Consider the following 22,029-nt stretch of genomic DNA (forward strand, 5'->3'; position numbering starts at 1 on the left):
ATGAGTATGAAGAAGCAGAGATTAAAATCATTTTCCTATGTTGGCGCTCTCAGCCTACTGGTCGCGACTTTCTCCGCCAATGCAATGGCAGGAAATCCGGCGTTTCCCCCAGTGGAAAAGAGACCAGCACAGGCTGCTGAGCAACCAAGGTTCTTTGTGAAGTATCATGAAGGCAAAGAGCAGCAGGCCAGAGAGCTTCTTCGTTCTCATGATATTGAAGTGGTTGATGTTTTAGATAATCAGCAGGTGCTGGTGGTATCTGCGACTCAGGAACAAATCGATGAGCTAAACGATAATGAGCTGATTGATTATACAGAGCCAGAGCCTATCCGACGTCTTTACTCACAATAATCAATGCGCCCTACGGGGCGCTTTTTTATGCTTTACTGGCGTTGTTTACACAATAAAGTGGTTACAATTGTGTAGCTGGCTTGGCATTCTTATGAAGCGTTTGTCAGTTCACCGTTTGGTGACTGAGTTGCTGCTCTTCTTTCTCCATCGCATCCTATTACTCATCAAATTTTCATATCCTAAGAGTGATAGTCAGTGACTCTGACTTATTTTACTTTTCAACCTTGGTTTTTATTCTTTTTGTTTATAGTTCAAATTATAAACCCCGGCTTTAAGCACTTTTTAAATAGGCTTTGTTTTGTTAATTTGTGGTTTTTGGTTATAATAAATACTTAGACCTCTAAGTATTTAGGGGTGTGATTTAGATAAAGAGAGAAAACTATGTCCCACACGGTAGAGAAAGTGAGTGGTTCATCAATGTCTGCGTTTGATGCAGTTTTGGATAATATCATTCTGAAACCTGAGCCTAGAGCAAGATATAACCGTATTTTTGTTGTGCCTGCCTACCAAGGCATTACAGACGCCCTTCTAGAAAATCATCGTACGTTTGAGCCTGGGGTTTATCAGTATATTTTGTCTGGAGGGGAGGAGTGGGAAAGTCAGTTAGACAGTGTTATTCAAAGGTTATTACTAGTGAATGAGAGTGTATTCGCTGATCCCATATTACGCAGAAAAGCGGATGAATTCATTTTGGAACGTGTATCTTGTACTCGTCAGTGGATCCACCACTATTTATCTACTAGGAAGCCGATAGATGGTGCATCTCATCAATACTATTGGCAGCCGGTTCGAGAGCGGCTGGCATCAATAGGTGAGGCTCATAGTGCTTACAATACTGCTTTGAAGGCAAAGCGTCATGGTGTGCAAACTCGTTTCATCGACTTAGCTGGCCCTCCTAATGAGCCGCGTGAATCTCTTGATAGCCAAGTTTGGAATCGTTTAGAGGGGGTAGACTTAAACTGCGAACTTCCAGTTGTTACCGCTTACGCATCTTGTGAAAGGAGTGACACTTGTCATGATGATCGCCGTTACGGTGATTTAACCTTGAGTAGAATAGCGGCATTAACTGAAGCTAAACAGGCGGTGATACATCAATGTTCTCATCTGAGTTCGGGCGATCCCGATTTAATTGGTACTGAGCAGGTAAACCCGATTGGGCAATCAAGCTATCAAGTAGCCAATGAACTGTCAGCCTTGTCTCACGATCTTGTTCATCCTGATGCCATTGAAGAGCTTTCCCAAGAGAATATTGACTTGCAGGTGAAATGCACCTTTGAACCTGAACATCCGGGGACTGTTATTAGCCATGGCCATTGCTCAACAGAGCAGAAAGTGGACGTTGTGACAGGGAGAGACGATGTTTGTGTGTTAAAAATAATTCTTACCGAGGGTAATTCGGATTTGGCTGATCTAAAACATCAGCTTTTCTCCTTACCCAATGTTAACCTTCTGCACCATGATGAGCGGAGAGAAACACTCTGTTATTACTTTGATTGCTCGGTGTCTAATTTTGGTAAGATATTGACTCAAGCCAAAAAGTGCTTACCTAACGCTGAACTAACCGTTCAACGAGTGGCTTTACTGTCCGTTTTGGGGGCGAAAATATCAGGTGAGCAGACTTTACGCCTAGGCTGCCAAGCACTAGAGATGCAAGGGATATTACCTGATAATATTCATTACTCTGAAGGTGATAATAGCGTAAAGTTTGCGGTGGCAAGTGTTCAGCTCAGAGCGGCTCTATGTGCTTTGCATGATGTATTTTTAAATACTACCGCAGATCGCAATCACTAATTTTTAGCTTCAGCCCCAGTATTAGATATCCTGTATTGTTGAAATCGTATTACGTCCTTTGTCCTTTGAAAGATAAAGAGTCGCGTCTACGGCTTCTAAAAATGCTTGAGGTGATGTGTTTCTTTCAGGGACGATGGCTCCCAGTCCAATACTTAATGTGACATGTGAAGAAATGGGAGAGTCTGGGTGTAATATTTTTCCTTTGGCCATCGCTTCTTGAATTCGGTGTGCCACAGAGAGCGCATCATCGAGGGGGGTGTTAGGCAGTAAGACGACGAACTCTTCTCCTCCATACCGAGCGACCATGTCGCTGTTTCGATGAACGGCTTGGTCAATGAGATTCGCAACCTGTTTGAGGCAAGCATCACCAGCACTATGACCTAAGCTATCGTTGTACTTTTTGAAAAAATCGATATCGATCATGATCAAGCCAAGGGAAGTTCCGTCTCGATGGCATCTTTTCCACTCTTCTTCGAGTAAATCATCAAACGCTCTTCGATTACTAATACCTGTTAAAGCATCTTTTAGCGACAGTAATTCTAAATCCCTGTTGAGTCGAGCTAGGCTTTCATTGGCTTGGAAGAGTTCTAAGGTTTTTTCACTGACTCTTTGTTCCAGCACTTGATTAGCATCAATGAGTTTATCTGCCATTTGGTTAAAAGCTTGAGCAAGCATTCCAAGTTCATCTTTCGTAAAATACTGAATTCTTTGGGATAAATCACCGTTGGCAATCATGGATGCCACGTAAGTTAAATCAATGATGGGTTTAGTGATCGTTCGAGAGAGGATGAGCACAACAATGCCCCCTACGAGTGCAGTTGCCAGAGAAGAGATGATCAGAAACTGCCTTTGTTCACTGATTATCCCAAGCGCATCGGCATGATCTATTTTGTACACAAGTCCTAGGTTCAGCTCTTTGAATGCATAAGCGACGGCAAGTACATCATGACCTTTGTGATCGATGTAGGTGGTTATATCATCATCTTTCTGCCTAACTAGGGCGAAAGGGTCAACCCACGAACCCTGCTCATACCCTAAAGTCAGAGCTACTGGGTAAATAGGGGTAATACTACCCGTACTTGGGTCTTGATAAACCAGTGTTGTCTCTTCTGAGTTGCCAAGCCCAAACTGGGTATCAGTGACCACAGAAAAATCACTCAAATTCATTTCGAGTATGGCGTACCCAATAAGGTGCCCATCAAGCTGCAATCTCTGTGAAATAAACAAAGTCGTCACATCAGTTTCTTTATTTAGATTAAATGCTATGGCGTACCGCTTGTCTTTGGCGGGAAGCAACTGCCGTTTGATTTCTCCGTTGGCGTGGATGTTAGCAGAGGAAGTGACTACTTGAGCATCTGTGTTGGTCACTATGATGTTCTGAATACTTTTGATCGATGCTTTAGCATCCGTGATTATTTTATATATTTTATGGACATGTGCTGTGCTCTCATCACTTGTTTCAGATTGCTTTAATTGACTTAGTGCGATTCTCAATTGTGTTCTTGAGCTTATTAATGCAATGCGTTCTTGGTATTTTTTGATAATTTGAAAAACCGCATTTCTTTTATTATTCGCAACGGTTTTAAGGTGGTTAACGACAACCATTTCAATCGATTCTTGGCTTTTATAGTGATAAACCGATCCGGTAATGATCAAAGAAAGCATAATAATACTTAGTAAAATAACGGTGATTTTTTGCCTGATACCAATACCAGTGGGCTTATACGTTTTATTTATAGGCATAGTGTCATTCTCAAGCTTCTACTGCATATCAATTAAGCTTAGAAGTTGTGAGGATTATTAACAAATCTATCACTACTGGGTTGGAGGTTTAATGAAGTGGTGTGTGGGGGTAGATGCTTATTGGGGAGTTGTTGATTTCAAAGGGATATCATCGTCTGATCTGGATACTTTGGTTATGATCTATTAAGACTAAAAAATAGCTGGGACTCATATTTACACTCTTACAGAAAGGAGGAAGTAAGAAAGTAAATCTAGTACCAGCAAATTCGTGTGTCTTACATTTATTTTTTGTTACTTACTTCAACACTAGGTGAGTATTTATATTAAATCAAGCTCATATTGTGTGCGTAAGTTTATCCAGTGAAATGAGTGCATTTAGTCATGTCTATTTTTATTGACTAAAAGCAGATCGCAAGGAAGACTTTCCAGTAATGCATCGGTTGTGCTGCCAGACCAAAAGCGAGATGTCGCGCTACGTTGGCAGGCGCCCATAATGAGTATATTGGCCTTCATTTGAGAGATCGCCTTGGGAAGTGCTTCCTCCGGGTTACCATCAGGCATATGTATGGGCAGGGACTGTAAGTGCTTCTTCCCAATGAACTCTTCCAACCCTTTCTTTTGATTTGCTAAAATTTGAGCTTTATACCTCATTAAGTATGGTGCCACGTAACAACAGTAAATAAGTGATACTCTCGCGCCATATTGTTCTGACAACCAATTCCCTCTTGCCGTCACCGCCATATCTATTTCGCACTCTTGATCTTCTCGATGGAGAGGGTCAATGGCGCACAAGGTTTTTATGTTGCTTGCCCAGTATTGATGGCCGAGCAAGAGTATATCGCACGAGATTTTTGACATTTCCGGTAAGAGCTTGCGAACATTCATGGTGGCATCGACGATGAGTAAATCAGTACGATGACGAATGAAAGACACCAATAAGTTTACCCAGTTGTTGCCTTCAATTGGCTCAAATTCAATCTCTGGTACCGTAATGTCTTCATCAGCGCAGTATTCGGCAATTTTGTCTTTAGTGGCAGCAATCCAAAGCTGTACTTCCTTGATTCTCTGTTCGATTTGCTCTGGATCACTGCGTAAAAAGTCTGAGAATAAATGATCGTCCCCTCTACGGTGATCTTGAATCAGCACAGTGATTTTTTGATTTTTAGCAAGCACTAGTAATTTCGCTAGCACTTTTTTTGACGGAATTTTGCGTTGATGTGTCAAGAAGTAAGTTGAGCCCATATCACACCCTTTTGATCGCGTCATTTCAAAGACGACTGGACAATTTTCAGAAATTCTATGAAGTTACTACTACAACTAGTATAGGTGTTAAGACAAATGGACAATGTGAAAGAAATGGAAACTCCTGAAAATAGAACAGCAAGGTTGTCTGAGTTTCTTAAAACGATAGAAACAAATGAGGACTTGAGTTACCTAGAGAGCTTACAAGAAGATGAAATTGCCAGTATTTTAGAATCCGTGAGCAATGCTTTGAGGAAAAAAATCATTGCTCATATTCCTGTTGAAAAATACTGGGGAACATTGCACCTCGTACAATATGAGACCGCAAAACACATTCACCAGTCCCTTTCACCTGAGCAACTTCAATCTTGTCTTACTCAGGCGAAGGAAGCAGATGTACTCACGTTTGATGAGCTGCTTCCCCGAGAATTTGTTGATGAGTTCCTCTTAGATCAGAGTGAAGACACAGCCAGTTATTTGCAGCAGGCGCTTTCATTTTCGGATAATTTAGTAGGACGCTACACCACCCCTCAATTTCTTGTGGCTAATGCGCGAAATAGCGTAAAAGCTCTAAAGGAAGAAATGGTTAAGAAGTTTGAGACCCCGATTCGGCTGATAATTGTAAGAGACTCGAAAGGCATTCTAGGTGCGATTAGTCCCGACAGTTTACTGGTCCAAGAAGGACATATTTTGTTAGGGGCTCTGGTTTCCCCAACCCCATTGTTGGATAGCCATCAGGATATTAATGAGGTCAGTCAACAGCTCGCTATTGATGGTACGCTCCAGTGGTTTCCTGTTTTAACGAATGGAAAAGTCACGGGAGTCCTCTCCATGTATAACTTGGTGAGCGCGCTAAGGGAACTGAACTTAAAGGCGGTAGTGGCAGACAATGTGAAAAGTGAAGAAGACTTGTTTACCCCCTTGAAAGTTGCTGCAAGATTAAGGGCGCTTTGGTTGGTCATCAACTTGTTAACGGCCTTTCTTGCTTCTGCCATTATTGGGCTGTTTGATAACGTTATTGAGCAAGTCGTCGCTTTAGCGATATTGATGCCGGTTGTTGCAAGCATGGGGGGGATTGCAGGAAGTCAGACATTAGCGGTTGCCCTAAGGGGTATCGCTTTAAATCACCTACACCAAAGTAACTTGAAGCTACTACTGAATAAAGAGTGTCGTATCGCCGCTATAAATGGTGTCGCTCTTGGGGTACTAATTGCCGTTGTGGTTTATTTTGTTTTCTCAAGTATCGCTTTAGCTATCATTATTTTTTGTGCCATTGTCGTCAATAGTCTAGCGGCTGCAGGCTCGGCAACACTGATCCCATTTCTACTCAAAAAGCTAAACATAGACCCAGCAGTAGCCGGTTCCGTTATTCTAACAACCGTTACCGATGTTGTAGGTTTTTTAGTTTTCTTAGGCTTAGGCTCACTTTTACTGATTTAAGAAAATGATATTTGCTACTCGCCTGACAGCAGAGCGGCTATCGGTGAGTGTCGTCACTATAGATTGAAAGTAAAGAAGATGGATTCCATCAGTAAACTATACTTAATCGAGTGTTTTAAAGCGGGTTAATCACTGGTAAGGAGTCTGGCTTGTTGGATGGGAGCAAGGTGGTTGTGGGCTGGAGAGAATGGGTTAGCCTGCCACAGTTAGGTATAGAAAGAATCAAAGCCAAAGTCGATACAGGGGCTCGTACATCTTGCCTCCATACGTTTTCCATTGAGGAATTCAGGAAAAGTCATCAAGTTTGGGTGCGTTTCTGGGTTCATCCCAATCAAGCTGATGAACAGACAGTGGTGCAGTGTGAATCGCCAGTCGTTGACCAGCGCTTAGTCCGAGACTCTGGTGGGCACCAAACGCAACGTTATGTTATTGAAACATTACTGGTTGCAGGCGAGCTTTCATTCCCTATTGAAATGACACTGACCCCTAGGGATGACATGAAATTTAGGATGCTTCTAGGAAGAACTTCCTTAGCTACCAATATACTTGTGGATCCTGCCAGCTCTTTTTTGCTTTCTAAGGAGTAGTGCATTGTGAAAATAGGCATTTTATCTAGGAATAAGAACCTTTATTCAACGAAGAGGTTAATCGAAGCATGTAGAGAACGAGGCCATGACCCTAAAGTGATTGATGCGCTTAGGTGTTACATGAACATAAATTCTCATTCTCCATCTATCCACCTCAAAGGAGAAGAGCTAGCCGGTTTGGATGCGATTATTCCTCGCATTGGCTCATCTGTTACCTTTTATGGCTGTGCGGTTCTACGGCAATTCGAAATGATGGGAGTATTTCCCGTTAATGAGTCTGTCGCGATAACTAGATCAAGGGATAAATTACGTTCGTTGCAATTACTCTCTCGGAAGAATATAGGTATGCCTATTACAGGTTTTGCCAGTAAACCAAGCGATATTAAAGATCTAATAAAAATGGTTGGAGGTGCGCCACTTGTCATCAAGCTCTTAGAAGGGACACAAGGGATTGGTGTTGTGCTCGCGGAAACTCAAAAAGCGTCTGAAAGTGTCATTGAGGCTTTTATGGGGCTTAAAGCCAATATCATGGTACAAGAGTACATAAAAGAGTCCGGAGGTGCAGATATTCGCTGCTTTGTGATTGGTGACAAAGTGATCGCTGCGATGAAGCGTCAAGCCCAACCCGGAGAGTTTAGATCGAATTTACATCGGGGAGGCAATGCATCCCTCATTAAAATCACGCCCGCAGAGAGAAAAACGGCTGTTGATGCAGCTAAAGTTATGGGGCTCAATGTTGCTGGTGTCGACCTTTTACGTTCTGAGCGTGGTCCTCTGGTCATGGAAGTGAACTCTTCTCCTGGTTTGGAAGGTATAGAAACCGCTACGGGGAAAGATGTTGCGGGGATGATCATTCAGTACATTGAGAAAAATGCCAGCCCACATAGGACAAAAACTCGTGGCAAAGGTTAGTAAAAATCAGCCATTTCATTGCGGCGATGCTGTAGTTATGCCCGGCGAAACTCAAACTATCGACTTCGAAGTGGCACGTTTATATACACATTCCACTCTCTCTGTTACGGTTGAAATCGTCAATGGTCGCCTTGCAGGCCCTACGCTCTTGGTCAGTGCGGCGATTCATGGTGATGAACTCAATGGTGTTGAAATTGTCAGACAACTGATTGCTAAGACCGACCCTAAGAAATTGAAAGGTACGTTAGTTGCGGTGCCTGTGGTCAATGTGTTTGGGTTTGTTCAAAAGTCGAGATACTTACCAGACAGAAGAGATTTAAATCGGATGTTTCCCGGCTCTCCGCGAGGTTCAATTGCGGGAAGGATTGCTCACTATTTCTTTAACGATATCGTAAAAAAATCTACTCACATCATCGATTTACATACCGCTGCTATCCATAGAACAAATTTACCTCAGATAAGAGTCAACATGAATCATGCTGTGTCTGCAGAAATGGCGATGGCATTCGGTACGCCGGTTGTCATAGATGCCTCACTTCGTGATGGTTCTTTACGTGCAGAGGCAGAAAAGGCAGGTATTTCTGTCATTACTTATGAAGCGGGTGAGGCGCTGAGGTTTGAACCTTTTGCGATAACAGCGGGGATTCGGGGGGTACAGAGAGTTATGCGGCACCTCTCTATGTTACCCCATGGGAAGCTATCTCACGCGCGCTCCCCTGTCGTAGCAAGGGCTACACGCTGGGTGAGAGCTGAATTTGATGGAATCTTACGTTCTCATGTCGCACTTGGGCAAAAAGTGGACAAAGGGCAAGTGTTAGCCATTATTAGTGATCCGCTTGGAAATGATGAAGTGGCCGTGAAAGCCGCTCAAGGAGGGATAATCATTGGTCAACAAACCTTACCTCTCGTCAACCAAGGAGATGCAATTTATCACCTTGCTTACTTTGAGGAGTCTGATGAGCTTGTTGAGGAAAAAGTGGAAAACTACCTAGGGGATGTGCTTGATGACCTTGGCAATGAAATTAAGTACGGCATTGGAAAAATGTGAATGACTAGCATGCCTTGCACATAGCTAGGTTGACGATGGCTTTTGATTTATCTCTTTCACTCTGTTTTTGGGGAGTGATTAGGCTTCGCATTGATATCGTCGAGGGTAATAAAAAAGGCGCTAGCTCTGAGCTAGCGCCTTTCCAAACGTTTGGTGGAGCTGGCGGGAGTTGAACCCGCGTCCAAAAACCATTCATCTTTGGTACTACATGCTTAGTCGATCTTTAAATTCACCAAGTACCTGCGAACCGACACGCCAGTAAATGACTATCCTGAATTAAAATTCGCCGTTCATCTCTCAGGCGGGAGAATCCGGGCTAGCGCGTTTGGGTTTGATCTCTCGTTGGTCCCCGTCTTACGTGCGGAAGCTAGGGCGAGAGAGCTCTGAGCAGGTTATTAAGCTGCTAGTGCGTAGTTTTCGTCGTTTGCGACTATTTTTTTGCGGCTTTTTACGTGGCCAACCGCCCCACGGCATGCACCTTAGACTGCAAAATTCCTGTCGAATCCTAAATCAGCCCCAAGTGTTCTTTGCATAGTACCAGAAAAGCATAACCTGTCTAGACTTGTGCGTTTAAGTGCTCAATATTAGCGCAGTGAACTCTTCATTACGCGTGCTTTTTCTCGAGCCCAATCTTTTTCTTTAAGATCAGTACGTTTATCGTGCAGCTTCTTACCTTTCGCGACGCCAATTTTCATTTTCACCCAAGAACGAGACCAGTAGAGTGAAAGGGCTGCGAGTGTCATACCTTCGCGATTGATTCGACCTAATAGGTTATCAAGCTCACGGCGGCTCATAAGTAGTTTACGCACACGAGTAGGGTTCGCCACTACGTGTGTCGATGCTTGGTTTAGAGGGGTAATGGTCATGCCACTTACAAAAGCTTCTCCATCTCGCATAAATACATAGCTTTCTGCGATATTGGCTTTGCCTTGACGTAGGGCTTTAACTTCCCAGCCTTGAAGCTCCATTCCTGCTTCTATTTCATCATCGATGAAATATTCGTGGCGAGCTTTCTTATTGACAGCGATGGTATTGCTACCCGCTTTTTGTTTCGATTTTTTCTTTGCCATAATGGTTGCATTATACGGTTAGGAATCTAGTTATGAAATCCCTTTATTTGCGCTTAATGCAAATAAAAGTAAAAATAGTGCGTGCCTGTCGTTTAGGCGTGTGTTTTGAGGAGTCTATATGAAGCAAGTCAGCCGTTCTGCGTTGGTATCATTCAGTGCAGAACAGATGTTTGATCTGGTAAATGACGTGGCCAGTTATCCTGAGTTTTTGCCAGGTTGTTCCGGGTCGAGAGTGATTGAGTCCAGTCATTCTGCAATGGTAGCTTCCGTTGATGTCTCAAAGGCTGGGATCAGTAAAACGTTCACTACATCGAATGAATTGGTGAGTGGTGAAGCGATTCTCATGAATCTAGTGGATGGTCCTTTCAAAACGCTTAAAGGAGGGTGGTTCTTTACCGCATTAGATGAGAAAGCTTGCAAGGTTGAACTCAAACTAGAATTTGAGTTTTCTAGCAAGATGATTGAAATGGCCTTCGGCAAAGTTTTCAATGAGTTGACCAGTAATATGGTCAATGCGTTCACTCAGCGCGCTAAGCAGGTGTATCCGTGTTATGAGTATTGAGTCTGATATGATCCACGTAGAGGTAGTATATGCATTACCTCAGGAGCAACGTGTTTACACGCTAGTCGTGAATAAATCGATGACAGTCGAAGAGATTATTAAACAATCTGGTGTTCTAGAACAGTACCCTGAAATTGACCTAGCAAAAAACAAAGTTGGTGTCTTTAGCCGTAACGTCAAGCTTGAGGCCACAGTTCGAGATAAAGACCGTATCGAAATTTATCGCCCACTTTTAGCTGATCCGAAAGAAATTCGTCGTAAACGCGCTGAGCAAGCAAAAGAATCAGGGGCTGCTGACCCAGTCACTGGCGGTAAAAAGAATCCGTTGAGGAAGGAAGGGTAAATTCAATCGTCTTAGGTTGTGCCTGTCATCTGAAGATAAGCGTAGGGCTGTGACTGCGGATAAACAAAAGGGTTGACGAACAACGCCAACCCTCAAATAAACGCTTTGCTTTAGTTGATACCTTCAAAGAAGTCCGAACTTGGCGGGAAGTCACCATTAATATCAACCAATTGGCCTTTATCATTGAAGTTCACGATCAAGTTCTTCTGAATCGAGTCTTGGTGACCTTCTGTGTGGTGATAAATATAGTACCAAGTATCGGGATAACCATTTTCAATAAGCATGGGTGAGCCCATTACAAAACGTACCTGTTCTTTTGTCATACCAAACTTAAGCTGATCGACGGCTTGCTGCTCAACATAGTTCCCTTGGTTGATGTCGATTCGGTAAACGAGCTTTTCTACCAGAGAGCAGCCTGTCAACAGTGTCATAGAGAGTGGTACAGCGATAAGCCACTTTTTCAATTGCATACGGATAAATTCTTGTAACGGATATGTCTCAAATTGGGCTGATAATAAACAAGCTGAGCGCTAATGTAAAAAACTCATCTTGTTTTGAACTGTTTCAGACCACGATTTTTGAATTTAGTTGCAAACTCATACCAAAATTCCCCTAAGTCGGAACTTTGTTTTTAAGTTGAAAATCAGCCATAGAGTCTATCAAGCCGCAATCAGTAACTCTTTTGCATTCGCCAAGGTCGACTCTGTAATTTCACTTCCACCAAGCAATCGAGCCAACTCGGATACGCGCTGCTCGTTATTCAATAAATGCATCTGAGTTTCTGTTTTGCCGGCTTTGGTTTGCTTAGCAACGAAGAGCTGTTGATGTCCACAACCCGCCACTTGAGGTAAGTGAGTAACACAGAGAACTTGTGTCGACTCGCCAAGCGTGCGAAGCATTTTACCTACAACAGCTGCCGTTGGCCCGCTGATTCCCACATCAACTTCGTCGAAGATTAAGCTAGGAGTATCGACTTTCTGAGCTGTGATCACTTGTATTGCTAACGATATACGAGAAAGCTCACCACCAGAGGCGACTTTTGCAATAGGCTGCATGGGCTGGCCAGGGTTGGTTGATACCATAAAGCAGACATTATCCATGCCGAGTGGTGATGGGTGTGTGCATTGTTTGTCTATTCCAATACTGAATTGGGCCTTTTCCATACTCAGCTCATGCATGCTGGCGGTAATCAATTTATTGAGTTCTTTGGCATAGCGGCTACGAGATTTATGTAGTTTTTCTGAGGACGTTAAGAAAGATTGATATTTTACTTCAACCGCTTGCTCTAATTCTTCCAACTTTTCATCGGAGCAGTCGAGAGCTTCGATCTGTGTGAGAAGATCTTGGTGGTGCTGATATAGCTCATCCGGAAGGACATGATGTTTACGCGCCATCGACATAACTTTTGAAAAGCGTTCCTCGACAAAAGCCATACGCGCAGGATCAACATCGATATTATCAAGATAACTACGCAGTTCATTATTAGCTTCTTCGATCTGAATAATCGCCTCTGATAACATGTTAGGTAACTCAGAGAGAGTTTCATCCAGTTCAGCGAGCTGGGTTAAGGTGCTACTGGCTGATTGGAGAATACCAAGCGCATTAACTTCTTCACCTTCGTAAATAAGCTCGATGGCTTGTTGGCAGGTGGCCGCAAGTTCTCCGCTGTTAGACAATCTTTTGTGTTCCTGTTCGAGTTCTTCATATTCATCCTCGCCAAGAGAAAGCTCATTAAGCTCTTTTATTTGATATTCAAGAAGTTGTTTTTGCGCGAGATTTGCAGCGCTGTTTTCTTTTAACTGCTTGAGGTTGTTATCGGCTTGACGCCAATTTTGATAGGCATTACGAGTGCTTTTTAAAAGGTTTGTATGGCCAGCATATTGGTCCAGCATCGCCATCTGATAGTCACTTTTCATCAATTGGTGATGTGCATGCTGACCATGGATATTAATCAGAAGTTGTCCAAGTGCTTTCAGTTGCGAAAGGGGGACTGGACTGCCATTGATAAAGGCTCTTGAACGGCCTTCTTTGTTGATTATGCGACGTAATATACAGTCGCGGCCTTCGAGAAGATCATTATCTTCTAGCCAACGCGTTGCGTGAAGATTGTTCTCAAGAGAAAAAGCAGCACTGACTTCTGTCTTTTCTTCTCCTTGTCGTACCATGCTGGCTTCTGCGCGCCCACCGAGGCAAAGGCCTAAGGCATCGATGGCAATAGACTTACCTGCCCCTGTTTCCCCAGTGATTGTTGTCATGCCATGAGATAGCTCCAGCTGTAGAGATTTAACAATAGCGAAATTATTAACACTTAGATGAGCCAGCATTTTGTTGTACCTGTTTTAATGAACAATACTGTATAAGAAAACAGTATATACTGTTTCTTTATACAGTAAAGGAGGGTGTGAAAATTTTTGTGACCGAACGCGAATTTCATTTACGTCAGTAGGGAGGGGGAATTTTGTCTTGGTGAATGGGTTAAGGTTATATTGCTAAAGCTTCGCCTTGATTTGATAAAGAAAAGGGTTGGCATATTACGCCAACCCTTCGATACCCCAGTTGATTTGCTAGAACAGTTTACTCGACCAACCAAGTTTATTGCGCAGTACATGATAGTAGCTGTAGTCCTTGGGGTGGATCAGTTTGAGTACATTAGGGCTTTGATAAATATGGATTTCGTCACCAGGGGAAACGGGCAGAGAGACTTGGCCATCACAGCCGACTTCTTGAGTCCCTCTGTTATCCGGAGATACCACCAGTTTAATACGACGCTTACTGTCTACGACTAACGGACGGCTGGATAAAGTATGCGGGAACATAGGTACAAGCGAAATAGCATTAAGACTTGGCGATAGGATAGGGCCACCACCGGACAATGAATAGGCTGTAGAGCCAGTGGGCGTAGAGATAATTAGCCCGTCTGCACGCAGAGAAAAGGCGAAGCTGTCATCAATATACACTTCGAATTCAATCATATGGGCGACTTGCCCAGGGTGAAGTACGGCTTCATTGAGTGCGGCATTATGACTTTTTACTTGTCCATGACGGTGGACTTCAGCTTCCAGCAAAAAGCGCTCTTCTTCGATGAACTCACCTTCAAGCACTTTTTTAAGTGCCGACTGAAAATCTTCTGGGTTGAGATCGGTCAGAAACCCAAGGTTTCCTCGGTTCACTCCAATCACTGAGGTATTAAAGCGTGAAAGCACTCTGGCGGCCCCCAACATGTTGCCATCACCACCTACGACAATTGCCAAGTCAGCCGTTTTACCAAGCTGAATTAGGCTCGCAAAATGTTCATTCGGGACATCGTCTAAAATTTCCGCTAGTCTATCGTCAATAAAAACCTGATACCCTTCCGACTGAAGCCAGAGGTAAAGCTCTCTGTGAGTCTGAATAGCTTGCTGATCCCGAGGTTTACCAATGATGGCGATCACTTCAAAAGGCTTTTTCATAGGTTTTCCGCACTAAATAGGCTTGATTCGACAATCTTCATCCCCATAATAATGGCAAGTTAGCTATTTATGCGAGTTTTTGTGTATCTAAACGCAATAAACGTGAAGCGTTAGGTACCAATGGGTATGTATTCTGGAGATATCATGAGCAACGAAGAAAACAAAGTTACAGAAGAAGAGCTAGATCAAATCATCGAAGAAGCAGAGAAAGTGGAAGCCGCAGCGCAAGAGGCTGAAGCTGAGCTAGAAGAAATTGGTGATGAGAAAGACGCTAAGATTGCTCAACTAGAAGCAGCGTTACTGACTAGCGAAGCGAAAGTTCAAGAACAGCAAGATAGCGTACTTCGTGCAAAAGCCGAAGTCGAAAACATGCGTCGTCGTACTGAGCAAGAAATCGATAAAGCACGTAAATACGCGTTAAATAAGTTTGCCGAAGAGTTACTGCCGGTTATCGATAACCTAGAGCGAGCGATTCAAGCGGCAGATACTGAAGCGGAAGTAGTTAAACCACTGCTTGAAGGCGTAGAATTGACGCATAAAACGTTTGTAGACACGGTGGCTAAGTTTGGTCTAAAAGAGATTAACCCTGAAGGCGAAGCGTTTAACCCTGAAATGCATCAAGCGATGTCTATTCAAGAGAGCCCTGACCATGAATCAAATACAGTGATGTTTGTCATGCAGAAAGGTTACGAGCTTAATGGCCGTGTGATTCGACCCGCTATGGTAATGGTTGCTAAATAACCTGATACAGAACGTGTTTTAAACGGAAGAGAGGCTTAGGCCTCTCTTTTTTTATCTTATTAGATTGGTTGTGTTTGTTTCTAATAAATGGTTGATTTGGTGAATTATTCTTGGTGTTAAATTTAACCAAAAAATTAATTTCTGATTTGAAATTTGTAACATTATCGTAAACAAAGTCTTTATTTTGTAACCTTTGTGTGTATTATGTGCGAACTCTGTCGGGAAAATTGGCGGAATAAACTATAAAACCATAAATTAAAAACACAACATTCTGGAGATGGATGATGGATAAATCGCTTTCAAGCAAGATTTTTGTAGGCTTGTTTGCTGGTCTACTGATCGGTACTGCGATCCAGTACTTATTTAGCGGGATTGCAATTTTTGATACTTACCTTCTAGGCGCTGCGGAAGGTGCTGGTGGCATGTTCGTATCACTGATCAAGTTACTTGTTGTTCCTTTGGTATACGTCTCAATCGTGTGTGGCATTGTTGATTTGAAAGACATCACTGCGTTTGGTCGTCTTGGTGGTAAAACCTTCGCCCTATACATTATTAATACCATCATCGCGATTACAGCGGCACTGACTGTGGGTATGATTTTCCAGCCAGGTGCTGACGCGAACCTAGCTGGTACGATTTCAGAAACAGTAAAACTAACGACAACGGAAACGCCTGATATCTTCTCCCTAGTGGTAAACATCGTACCAAGTAACCCTGTTCAGGCGTTTGCTAATGGCGATATGCTACAAATCATCTTTATGGCAATCCTAACAGGCCTAGCGATTCAGGCGCTTGATTCACGCGGTGGGCCGGCTATCCGCACATTCAAGATGGCGAACGAAATCATGATGAAGCTTGTTGGCCTTGTTATGAGCCTTGCTCCATATGGTGTGTTTGCGCTGATGATTCAACTGGGCGCGACACTAGATGCTAACACGCTCATGTCAGTAGCAGGCTATGTAGCGCTTGTTGTGGCTATGCTCGTATTCTGGATTTTCTTCTTCTACCCAATGGCAGTAGGTATTGCGACAGGTACTTCTCCAAAGACGTTCTTACGTGCTACTCGTGAGCAGATCCTATTCTCTCTATCGACAGCAAGCTCGAATGCGACTATTCCTGTAACTATGCGTACTTTGACGGAGAAACTACAAGTTTCAAAATCAGTTGCAGGTTTCGGTGTACCATTGGGTGCAACCATGAACATGTCTGGTGTGTCTATCTACATTGCACTGGCAACTATCTTCGTTGCAAACGCATTTGGTCAACCAATCAACACGGCTGACGTGTTCACTCTAGGTCTTACTATCCTGCTTCTATCTATTGGTGCTGGTGGTGTTCCTGGTGGTGGTGTTGTTATGGTTGGTGTTCTTCTTCACCAACTGGGTCTTCCACCAGAAGGTCTGGCAATCATCGCAGCAGTTGACCGTATTAACGATATGTTCTGTACCTCTTCTAACGTAGTGGGTGATACCGCGGTAAACACTATTGTTGCAAAAACTGAAGGTGAAATCGGTAAAGAAGAAGCACAAGTTGAAGGCAAGCCTGCTCAGGCAAATGCTTAATCTCTAACGCATTGAAAATTAAAAGCGAGCCATATGGCTCGCTTTCTTGTTAAAGACCTAAATTTTTTTCACTTTTTTTTACTCTTTCCCTTGAAAAGTCATTTGACGCCCTTATTTATTGGGCATAGAGAAGCAAACATCATTATTTTTGTTTGTGAGCAAGGGTTGAAACCCGACTCTCCATCCCCACATAGGGGATATAGCAAAACGAAAATAGAAATTTATTCGGAGATAGCCTGATGGGTAAAATCATTGGTATTGACTTAGGTACTACTAACTCATGTGTTGCGGTACTAGACGGCGACAAACCACGTGTAATTGAAAACGCAGAGGGTGAGCGTACTACTGCATCGGTAATTGCTTACACAGACGGTGAGACACTAGTAGGTCAACCAGCAAAACGTCAAGCAGTTACAAACCCAGAAAACACGCTATTTGCAATTAAGCGTCTTATTGGTCGTCGTTTCGAAGACGAAGAAGTACAGCGCGACATCGAAATCATGCCGTACAAAATCGTTAAAGCTGACAACGGTGATGCTTGGGTTGAAGCGCAAGGCCAGAAAATGGCGGCTCCTCAGGTTTCTGCTGAAGTACTGAAGAAAATGAAGAAAACGGCAGAAGACTTCCTTGGTGAGGAAGTAACTGGCGCAGTTATCACAGTACCGGCTTACTTTAACGATGCTCAGCGTCAGGCAACTAAAGATGCTGGCCGTATCGCTGGTCTAGAAGTTAAGCGTATCATCAACGAACCTACTGCAGCAGCTTTAGCTTACGGCCTAGACAAGAAAGGTGGTGATCGCACTATCGCTGTATACGACCTTGGTGGTGGTACATTCGATATCTCTATCATCGAGATTGATGAAGTTGAAGGCGAGAAAACATTCGAAGTACTAGCGACTAACGGTGACACTCACTTAGGTGGTGAAGACTTCGATAACCGCATGATCAACTACCTAGTTGAAGAGTTCAAGAAAGAGCAAGGTATCGATCTTAAGAACGATCCTCTAGCAATGCAGCGTGTTAAAGAAGCAGCAGAAAAAGCGAAAATTGAGCTTTCTTCTACTTCTCAAACAGACGTAAACCTACCTTACGTGACTGCAGATGCGACTGGTCCTAAGCACATGAACGTTAAAGTGACTCGTGCGAAACTAGAATCTCTAGTTGAAGATCTAGTTCAACGTTCTCTTGAGCCGCTAAAAGTTGCTCTAGCTGACGCAGACCTATCTGTGAACGACATTACTGACGTTATCCTTGTTGGTGGTCAGACTCGTATGCCAATGGTTCAAGCGAAAGTGGCTGAGTTCTTCGGTAAAGACGCTCGTAAAGACGTGAACCCTGACGAAGCAGTAGCAATGGGTGCTGCAGTTCAAGGTGGTGTACTTGCGGGTGATGTTAAAGATGTACTTCTACTAGACGTTACTCCTCTGTCTCTAGGTATCGAGACTATGGGCGGCGTAATGACTAAGCTAGTTGAGAAGAACACCACTATCCCAACCAAAGCGAACCAAGTTTTCTCTACAGCAGAAGACAACCAGAATGCGGTAACTATCCACGTTCTTCAAGGTGAGCGTAAGCAGGCGATGTACAACAAGTCTCTAGGTCAATTCAACCTAGAAGGCATTCAGCCAGCTCCACGTGGTATGCCACAAATCGAAGTAACTTTCGACCTAGATGCGGATGGTATCCTTCACGTATCAGCGAAAGATAAGCAGACTGGTAAAGAGCAGAAGATCACTATCCAAGCTTCAGGCGGTCTAAGCGACGATGAAATCGAAAAAATGGTACAAGAAGCAGAAGCTAACAAAGAAGCGGACAAAAAGTTCGAAGAGCTAGCGGCTGCACGTAACCAAGCTGACCAAATGATCCACGGTACTCGTAAGCAAGTTGAAGAAGCGGGTGACGCACTTCCTGCGGAAGAGAAAGAGAAGATTGAATCTGCTATCTCTGAGCTAGAAGAAGCTCGTAAGGGTGAAGACAAAGAAGCGATTGATGCGAAAGTACAAGCTCTTATGACCGCTGCGCAAAAACTTATGGAAATCGCTCAGCAACAAGCTCAGGCACAACAGGCTGGTGCAGAAGCTGGTGAACAGCCTAAGCAAGAAGAAGACGTTGTAGACGCTGAGTTTGAAGAAGTTAAAGACGAGAAAAAATAATTCTCGATTCTGACTTAACTTAACGTAATATGCGGGCGTTTGAGGGAACTCACACGCCCGCCTGTTTGTAAATACGCTGTCTTTCCAGATAAGCACTTTTGCACAAAGCCTTTATCTAGAACGATACAAACACCAAGCGACAATCGGTCGTTTGCAGTACTAAATTGGTGACGAAGAACATGTCAAAACGTGATTTTTACGAAGTATTAGGCGTAAGCCGTGATGCATCAGAACGTGATATTAAAAAGGCGTATAAGCGCCTTGCAATGAAATTCCACCCAGACCGCAACCAGGGTGATGAGTCTGCTGCAGATAAGTTTAAAGAAGTAAAAGAAGCGTACGAAGTCCTACTGGATCCTCAGAAAAAAGCGGCCTACGACCAATATGGTCATGCAGCATTCGAACAAGGTGGCATGGGCGGCGGTGGCTTTGGCGGTGGTGCTGGTGCTGATTTCGGTGATATTTTTGGTGATGTGTTTGGTGATATCTTTGGCGGTGGCCGACGTGGCGGTGGCCAGCAGCGCGCGCAACGCGGTGCAGACCTGCGCTATAACATGGAACTGTCGCTAGAAGAAGCGGTTCGCGGTGTTTCAAAAGAAATTGAAGTGCCAACGCTAGTTAACTGTGACGTTTGTGATGGCAGCGGCGCGAAGAAAGGCTCGTCTCCTGAAACGTGTGGAACCTGTCATGGTCATGGCCAAGTTCAGATGCGTCAGGGTTTCTTTGCGGTTCAGCAAACCTGTCCAACCTGTCACGGTAAAGGCAAGATCATCAAAGATCCATGTAACTCGTGTCATGGTCAAGGTCGTAAACAGAAGACTAAAACGCTTAACGTTAAGATTCCTGCTGGTGTTGATACTGGTGACCGTATCCGTCTTTCTGGTGAAGGTGAAGCGGGAGAAATGGGCGCTCCAGCGGGTGACTTGTACGTACAGGTCCATGTGAAAGAGCACCACATCTTTGAGCGTGATGGTAATAACCTATATTGTGAAGTGCCTGTCAGCTTTGCAATGGCCGCACTGGGTGGTGAAGTTGAAGTACCAACACTGGATGGTCGTGTGAACCTGAAAGTTCCGACTGAAACGCAAACGGGGCGAATGTTCCGTATGCGCGGTAAAGGCGTGAAGGGTGTTCGCGGCGGTGGCGTTGGCGACCTTATCGTTAAGCTGGTTGTAGAAACTCCGGTAAATCTAAGTACTCGTCAGAAAGATCTATTGAAAGAGTTTGAAGAGTCTTGTGGTGGTGAAGCGGCAACGAAGCACAAGCCGAAAGCGGAAGGGTTCTTCAATGGGGTCAAGAAGTTTTTCGATGACCTAACGAGTTAACCTTCGAAAGATTGTTGTGAGAGAGCCTGCCAAATGTGCAGGCTTTTTTATTCCCAACAAGACGCAGGAAACTCTGTGTTTTTTGCGTCTAAGCTGATGTAATCAATGTTGTTCTCTATTAGGCAGGTATCGAGATGTTGCTGGCTGCTTGTTTGAGCGGTAGCCTTGATCGTATATGCGGTGCTTGCTCCGCTAGTGATAGAAAAAATAAAGCGGTTTTGGTCAGACAGGCATAGAGTGCATTGGCCTTCAGATACGATGTGGCTCCATTGATATTGTCCGCTGTAGTTCGATTCCAACGCCAGTTGGATTCGCGCTAAGTCAGAGATGGCCGTTGTCCGATGAGATTGACGCACGAAGTCCAAATAACTTGGGTAAGCGATAGCAGATAAAATCACTATCACGACTGTTACCACCAACAGTTCGAGCAAAGTCATTCCATTTGGACTTTGTTTACTCTGATTACATCGATTTTCACCGAACACTCCGAATCCCTCTTTTCTTTTGCATCTGGGCATTGTTTCTCAGTGGTAGCATCGAACCAAGTATGGTTTTGAACCTTGTGAGTGTTACATGAGAGTTTGGGAAATGCCTCGTGGTTTTACATTGATAGAAGTGTTGATTGTTTTATCGGTGGTCTGCGTGGTCGCGCTATGGGCACTCCCTAGCTTTGTTTCCGTTTCTAATACCGCCAAAATGGCTAGGCTAGCGACAGAGTTGAATGGACTTGTCGTAATGGCTAAATCTCAAGCTGTTTTGCGCCGCCAACCGTTATGGATTCACTTGTTAACCGTTAGCGGAGAATGGGCGCTGGAATTAACTGATAACAAAAAGGAGTTCCAAGGGGTGGTATTAATGCGTTTGTCTGGGGCTTCATTTTCAGGGATTAAACTAGACACAACGTATAGCTCGAATCAAATCAGCTTTGATGCAACCCATGGCCGTCCTAAAAGTGGCCGATTTACTTTCTATCCTGGCCAGCAACCTGAGCTAGTTCTTGAGCTAAGAACGCACTTTCGCTCTGCTATTGTTCGTGTTTGTTCTCCAAATAAGACTTACTTGGGCTACGAAGTATGCTGATTTATCGGCAGAGAGGGGGGAGTTTGCTCGAGCTCCTTGTTGCTGCCTCGCTTAGCATACTAGTGATAAGTGTGGTGATGAGCATGTTGATCCATCATCAGCGTACAGCGGTTTATCGAGCTAACGAACTTATGCTACTCCAAAGCACCAATAGTGTTCTTCAAATGATGAAGCAGGACTTACATCGGGCTGGCTACAGCGGAGGTATGAGTTCTAGCCTTAAGCTATCCGGCGCGGCACAAACTTATTATATCAGGCATGATAATCAAATGAGTCTAATTGCTTACGCCTATCTTTCGGGGAATGTTGAGGGTGATGAGGCATACACAAATGTTGTTTATCAAAGGGATAGACAATCTGAGCAGATCCTCAGAGTTTGTGAGAAGAAATTGTCACGCGTTATGTCTGTCGTAGAAGCAGAGAGCTTTACGACTTATTTTGGCAATACTTGTAACACTTTGTTTGATAGTCGACGTATCGCTATTAAAGTATTTGAGTTGAATGTTGAGCCCTTGGTGGGCCAGTCTATCTCTTCAGCTCTTGTGAGTGTCGTTCTTTCAACCCAGTTAGTGGATCAACCGCAAGTTACGCAATCACTGGGTTTTTCTGTCAAAACGAGGAACTGGTGAG

At 43.8% G+C, this 22,029-nt stretch carries 21 protein-coding genes and 1 other RNA gene; 14 read left to right on the forward strand and 8 right to left on the reverse strand.

The genetic code is table 11. From position 1 onward, the window contains the following. The first annotated feature begins 6 nt into the window (after window positions 1-6). Window positions 7-351, forward strand: a complete 345-nt coding sequence (locus tag L1D23_RS14140) for an ATPase (protein WP_239867349.1) — start codon at window positions 7-9, stop codon at window positions 349-351. A 381-nt stretch (window positions 352-732) separates the two neighbouring features. Then, on the forward strand, window positions 733-2,142 hold the full coding sequence (locus L1D23_RS14145; protein ID WP_239867352.1) for an aspartate kinase: 1,410 nt from the start codon (window positions 733-735) through the stop codon (window positions 2,140-2,142). A 21-nt stretch (window positions 2,143-2,163) separates the two neighbouring features. On the opposite strand, the gene L1D23_RS14150 is transcribed toward L1D23_RS14145, so the two are convergent. Together L1D23_RS14150 and L1D23_RS14155 are read right to left on the reverse strand one after the other, a co-directional pair. Then, window positions 2,164-3,885, reverse strand: a complete 1,722-nt coding sequence (locus L1D23_RS14150) for a diguanylate cyclase (RefSeq protein ID WP_239867355.1) — start codon at window positions 3,883-3,885, stop codon at window positions 2,164-2,166. Window positions 3,886-4,260: 375 nt separating this feature from the next. Further along, entirely contained in the window at window positions 4,261-5,127 is an 867-nt protein-coding gene (locus L1D23_RS14155; RefSeq protein WP_239867358.1) for a universal stress protein, read from the reverse strand. A 96-nt stretch (window positions 5,128-5,223) separates the two neighbouring features. Here L1D23_RS14155 and L1D23_RS14160 point away from each other — a divergent pair, with 96 nt between their 5' ends. The 4 genes from L1D23_RS14160 (at window position 5,224) to L1D23_RS14175 (ending at window position 9,114) form a co-directional block, all read left to right on the forward strand. Further along, on the forward strand, window positions 5,224-6,567 hold the full coding sequence (locus L1D23_RS14160) for a magnesium transporter (RefSeq protein WP_239867361.1): 1,344 nt from the start codon (window positions 5,224-5,226) through the stop codon (window positions 6,565-6,567). Between the two features lie 152 nt (window positions 6,568-6,719). Beyond that, a complete protein-coding gene (locus L1D23_RS14165) occupies window positions 6,720-7,154 on the forward strand; it encodes an ATP-dependent zinc protease (RefSeq protein ID WP_239867364.1) in 435 nt (144 codons plus the stop codon). A 6-nt stretch (window positions 7,155-7,160) separates the two neighbouring features. Continuing rightward, the gene (gene rimK / locus L1D23_RS14170; protein ID WP_239867367.1) at window positions 7,161-8,066 is read left to right on the forward strand and encodes a 30S ribosomal protein S6--L-glutamate ligase; all 906 of its coding nucleotides are present in this window, start codon (window positions 7,161-7,163) and stop codon (window positions 8,064-8,066) included. Window positions 8,067-8,103: 37 nt separating this feature from the next. After that, the gene (locus L1D23_RS14175; RefSeq protein ID WP_239837644.1) at window positions 8,104-9,114 is read left to right on the forward strand and encodes a succinylglutamate desuccinylase/aspartoacylase family protein; all 1,011 of its coding nucleotides are present in this window, start codon (window positions 8,104-8,106) and stop codon (window positions 9,112-9,114) included. 151 nt (window positions 9,115-9,265) lie between these two features. Here the strand turns inward: L1D23_RS14175 and ssrA are convergent. Next, window positions 9,266-9,632: a transfer-messenger RNA gene (ssrA, locus tag L1D23_RS14180) on the reverse strand. Between the two features lie 66 nt (window positions 9,633-9,698). Then, a complete protein-coding gene (smpB, locus tag L1D23_RS14185; protein WP_008081122.1) occupies window positions 9,699-10,184 on the reverse strand; it encodes an SsrA-binding protein SmpB in 486 nt (161 codons plus the stop codon). Between the two features lie 118 nt (window positions 10,185-10,302). Between smpB and L1D23_RS14190 the strand changes: the two genes are divergently transcribed. Both L1D23_RS14190 and L1D23_RS14195 read left to right on the forward strand, forming a co-directional pair. Then, window positions 10,303-10,746, forward strand: a complete 444-nt coding sequence (locus L1D23_RS14190) for an SRPBCC family protein (protein ID WP_239837508.1) — start codon at window positions 10,303-10,305, stop codon at window positions 10,744-10,746. Further along, window positions 10,736-11,089, forward strand: a complete 354-nt coding sequence (locus L1D23_RS14195) for an RnfH family protein (RefSeq protein WP_239867370.1) — start codon at window positions 10,736-10,738, stop codon at window positions 11,087-11,089. The genes L1D23_RS14190 and L1D23_RS14195 overlap by 11 nt, the downstream gene beginning before the upstream one ends. A 110-nt stretch (window positions 11,090-11,199) precedes the next feature. Here L1D23_RS14195 and bamE read toward each other — a convergent pair whose 3' ends face one another. From bamE to nadK, 3 genes are all read right to left on the reverse strand, one after another. Then, window positions 11,200-11,559 (reverse strand): outer membrane protein assembly factor BamE, encoded by a 360-nt coding sequence (gene bamE / locus L1D23_RS14200; RefSeq protein ID WP_239837510.1) that lies wholly within the window; start codon window positions 11,557-11,559, stop codon window positions 11,200-11,202. 189 nt (window positions 11,560-11,748) lie between these two features. Then, window positions 11,749-13,413 (reverse strand): DNA repair protein RecN, encoded by a 1,665-nt coding sequence (recN, locus tag L1D23_RS14205; RefSeq protein WP_239867373.1) that lies wholly within the window; start codon window positions 13,411-13,413, stop codon window positions 11,749-11,751. 240 nt (window positions 13,414-13,653) lie between these two features. Beyond that, window positions 13,654-14,538, reverse strand: coding sequence for an NAD(+) kinase (gene nadK / locus L1D23_RS14210; protein WP_239867377.1), 885 nt, complete (start codon window positions 14,536-14,538; stop codon window positions 13,654-13,656). Window positions 14,539-14,682: 144 nt separating this feature from the next. Here nadK and grpE point away from each other — a divergent pair, with 144 nt between their 5' ends. From grpE to dnaJ, 4 genes are all read left to right on the forward strand, one after another. Then, window positions 14,683-15,279 carry a nucleotide exchange factor GrpE gene (gene grpE, locus L1D23_RS14215; RefSeq protein WP_239867380.1) on the forward strand — a complete coding sequence of 199 codons (597 nt, stop codon included), beginning with the start codon at window positions 14,683-14,685 and terminating at the stop codon, window positions 15,277-15,279. Between the two features lie 284 nt (window positions 15,280-15,563). Beyond that, on the forward strand, window positions 15,564-16,841 hold the full coding sequence (locus L1D23_RS14220) for a dicarboxylate/amino acid:cation symporter (protein WP_239837646.1): 1,278 nt from the start codon (window positions 15,564-15,566) through the stop codon (window positions 16,839-16,841). Window positions 16,842-17,080: 239 nt separating this feature from the next. After that, entirely contained in the window at window positions 17,081-18,994 is a 1,914-nt protein-coding gene (gene dnaK / locus L1D23_RS14225) for a molecular chaperone DnaK (RefSeq protein ID WP_239867383.1), read from the forward strand. A gap of 179 nt (window positions 18,995-19,173) precedes the next feature. Then, window positions 19,174-20,319, forward strand: a complete 1,146-nt coding sequence (gene dnaJ / locus L1D23_RS14230; protein WP_239867385.1) for a molecular chaperone DnaJ — start codon at window positions 19,174-19,176, stop codon at window positions 20,317-20,319. A 47-nt stretch (window positions 20,320-20,366) separates the two neighbouring features. Here dnaJ and L1D23_RS14235 read toward each other — a convergent pair whose 3' ends face one another. Next, complete coding sequence (locus L1D23_RS14235) at window positions 20,367-20,804, reverse strand: type IV pilin protein (protein WP_239867388.1); 438 nt, start codon at window positions 20,802-20,804, stop codon at window positions 20,367-20,369. Between the two features lie 88 nt (window positions 20,805-20,892). Between L1D23_RS14235 and L1D23_RS14240 the strand changes: the two genes are divergently transcribed. Beyond that, entirely contained in the window at window positions 20,893-21,399 is a 507-nt protein-coding gene (locus L1D23_RS14240; RefSeq protein ID WP_239867391.1) for a GspH/FimT family pseudopilin, read from the forward strand. Between the two features lie 77 nt (window positions 21,400-21,476). Next, window positions 21,477-22,028 (forward strand): pilus assembly protein PilW, encoded by a 552-nt coding sequence (locus L1D23_RS14245; protein WP_239867395.1) that lies wholly within the window; start codon window positions 21,477-21,479, stop codon window positions 22,026-22,028. The last annotated feature ends 1 nt before the right edge of the window (window position 22,029 follow it).

The organism is Vibrio sp. Isolate24 (assembly GCF_022398215.1).
In the GTDB taxonomy this organism is placed as follows: Bacteria; Pseudomonadota; Gammaproteobacteria; order Enterobacterales; family Vibrionaceae; genus Vibrio; species Vibrio coralliilyticus_A.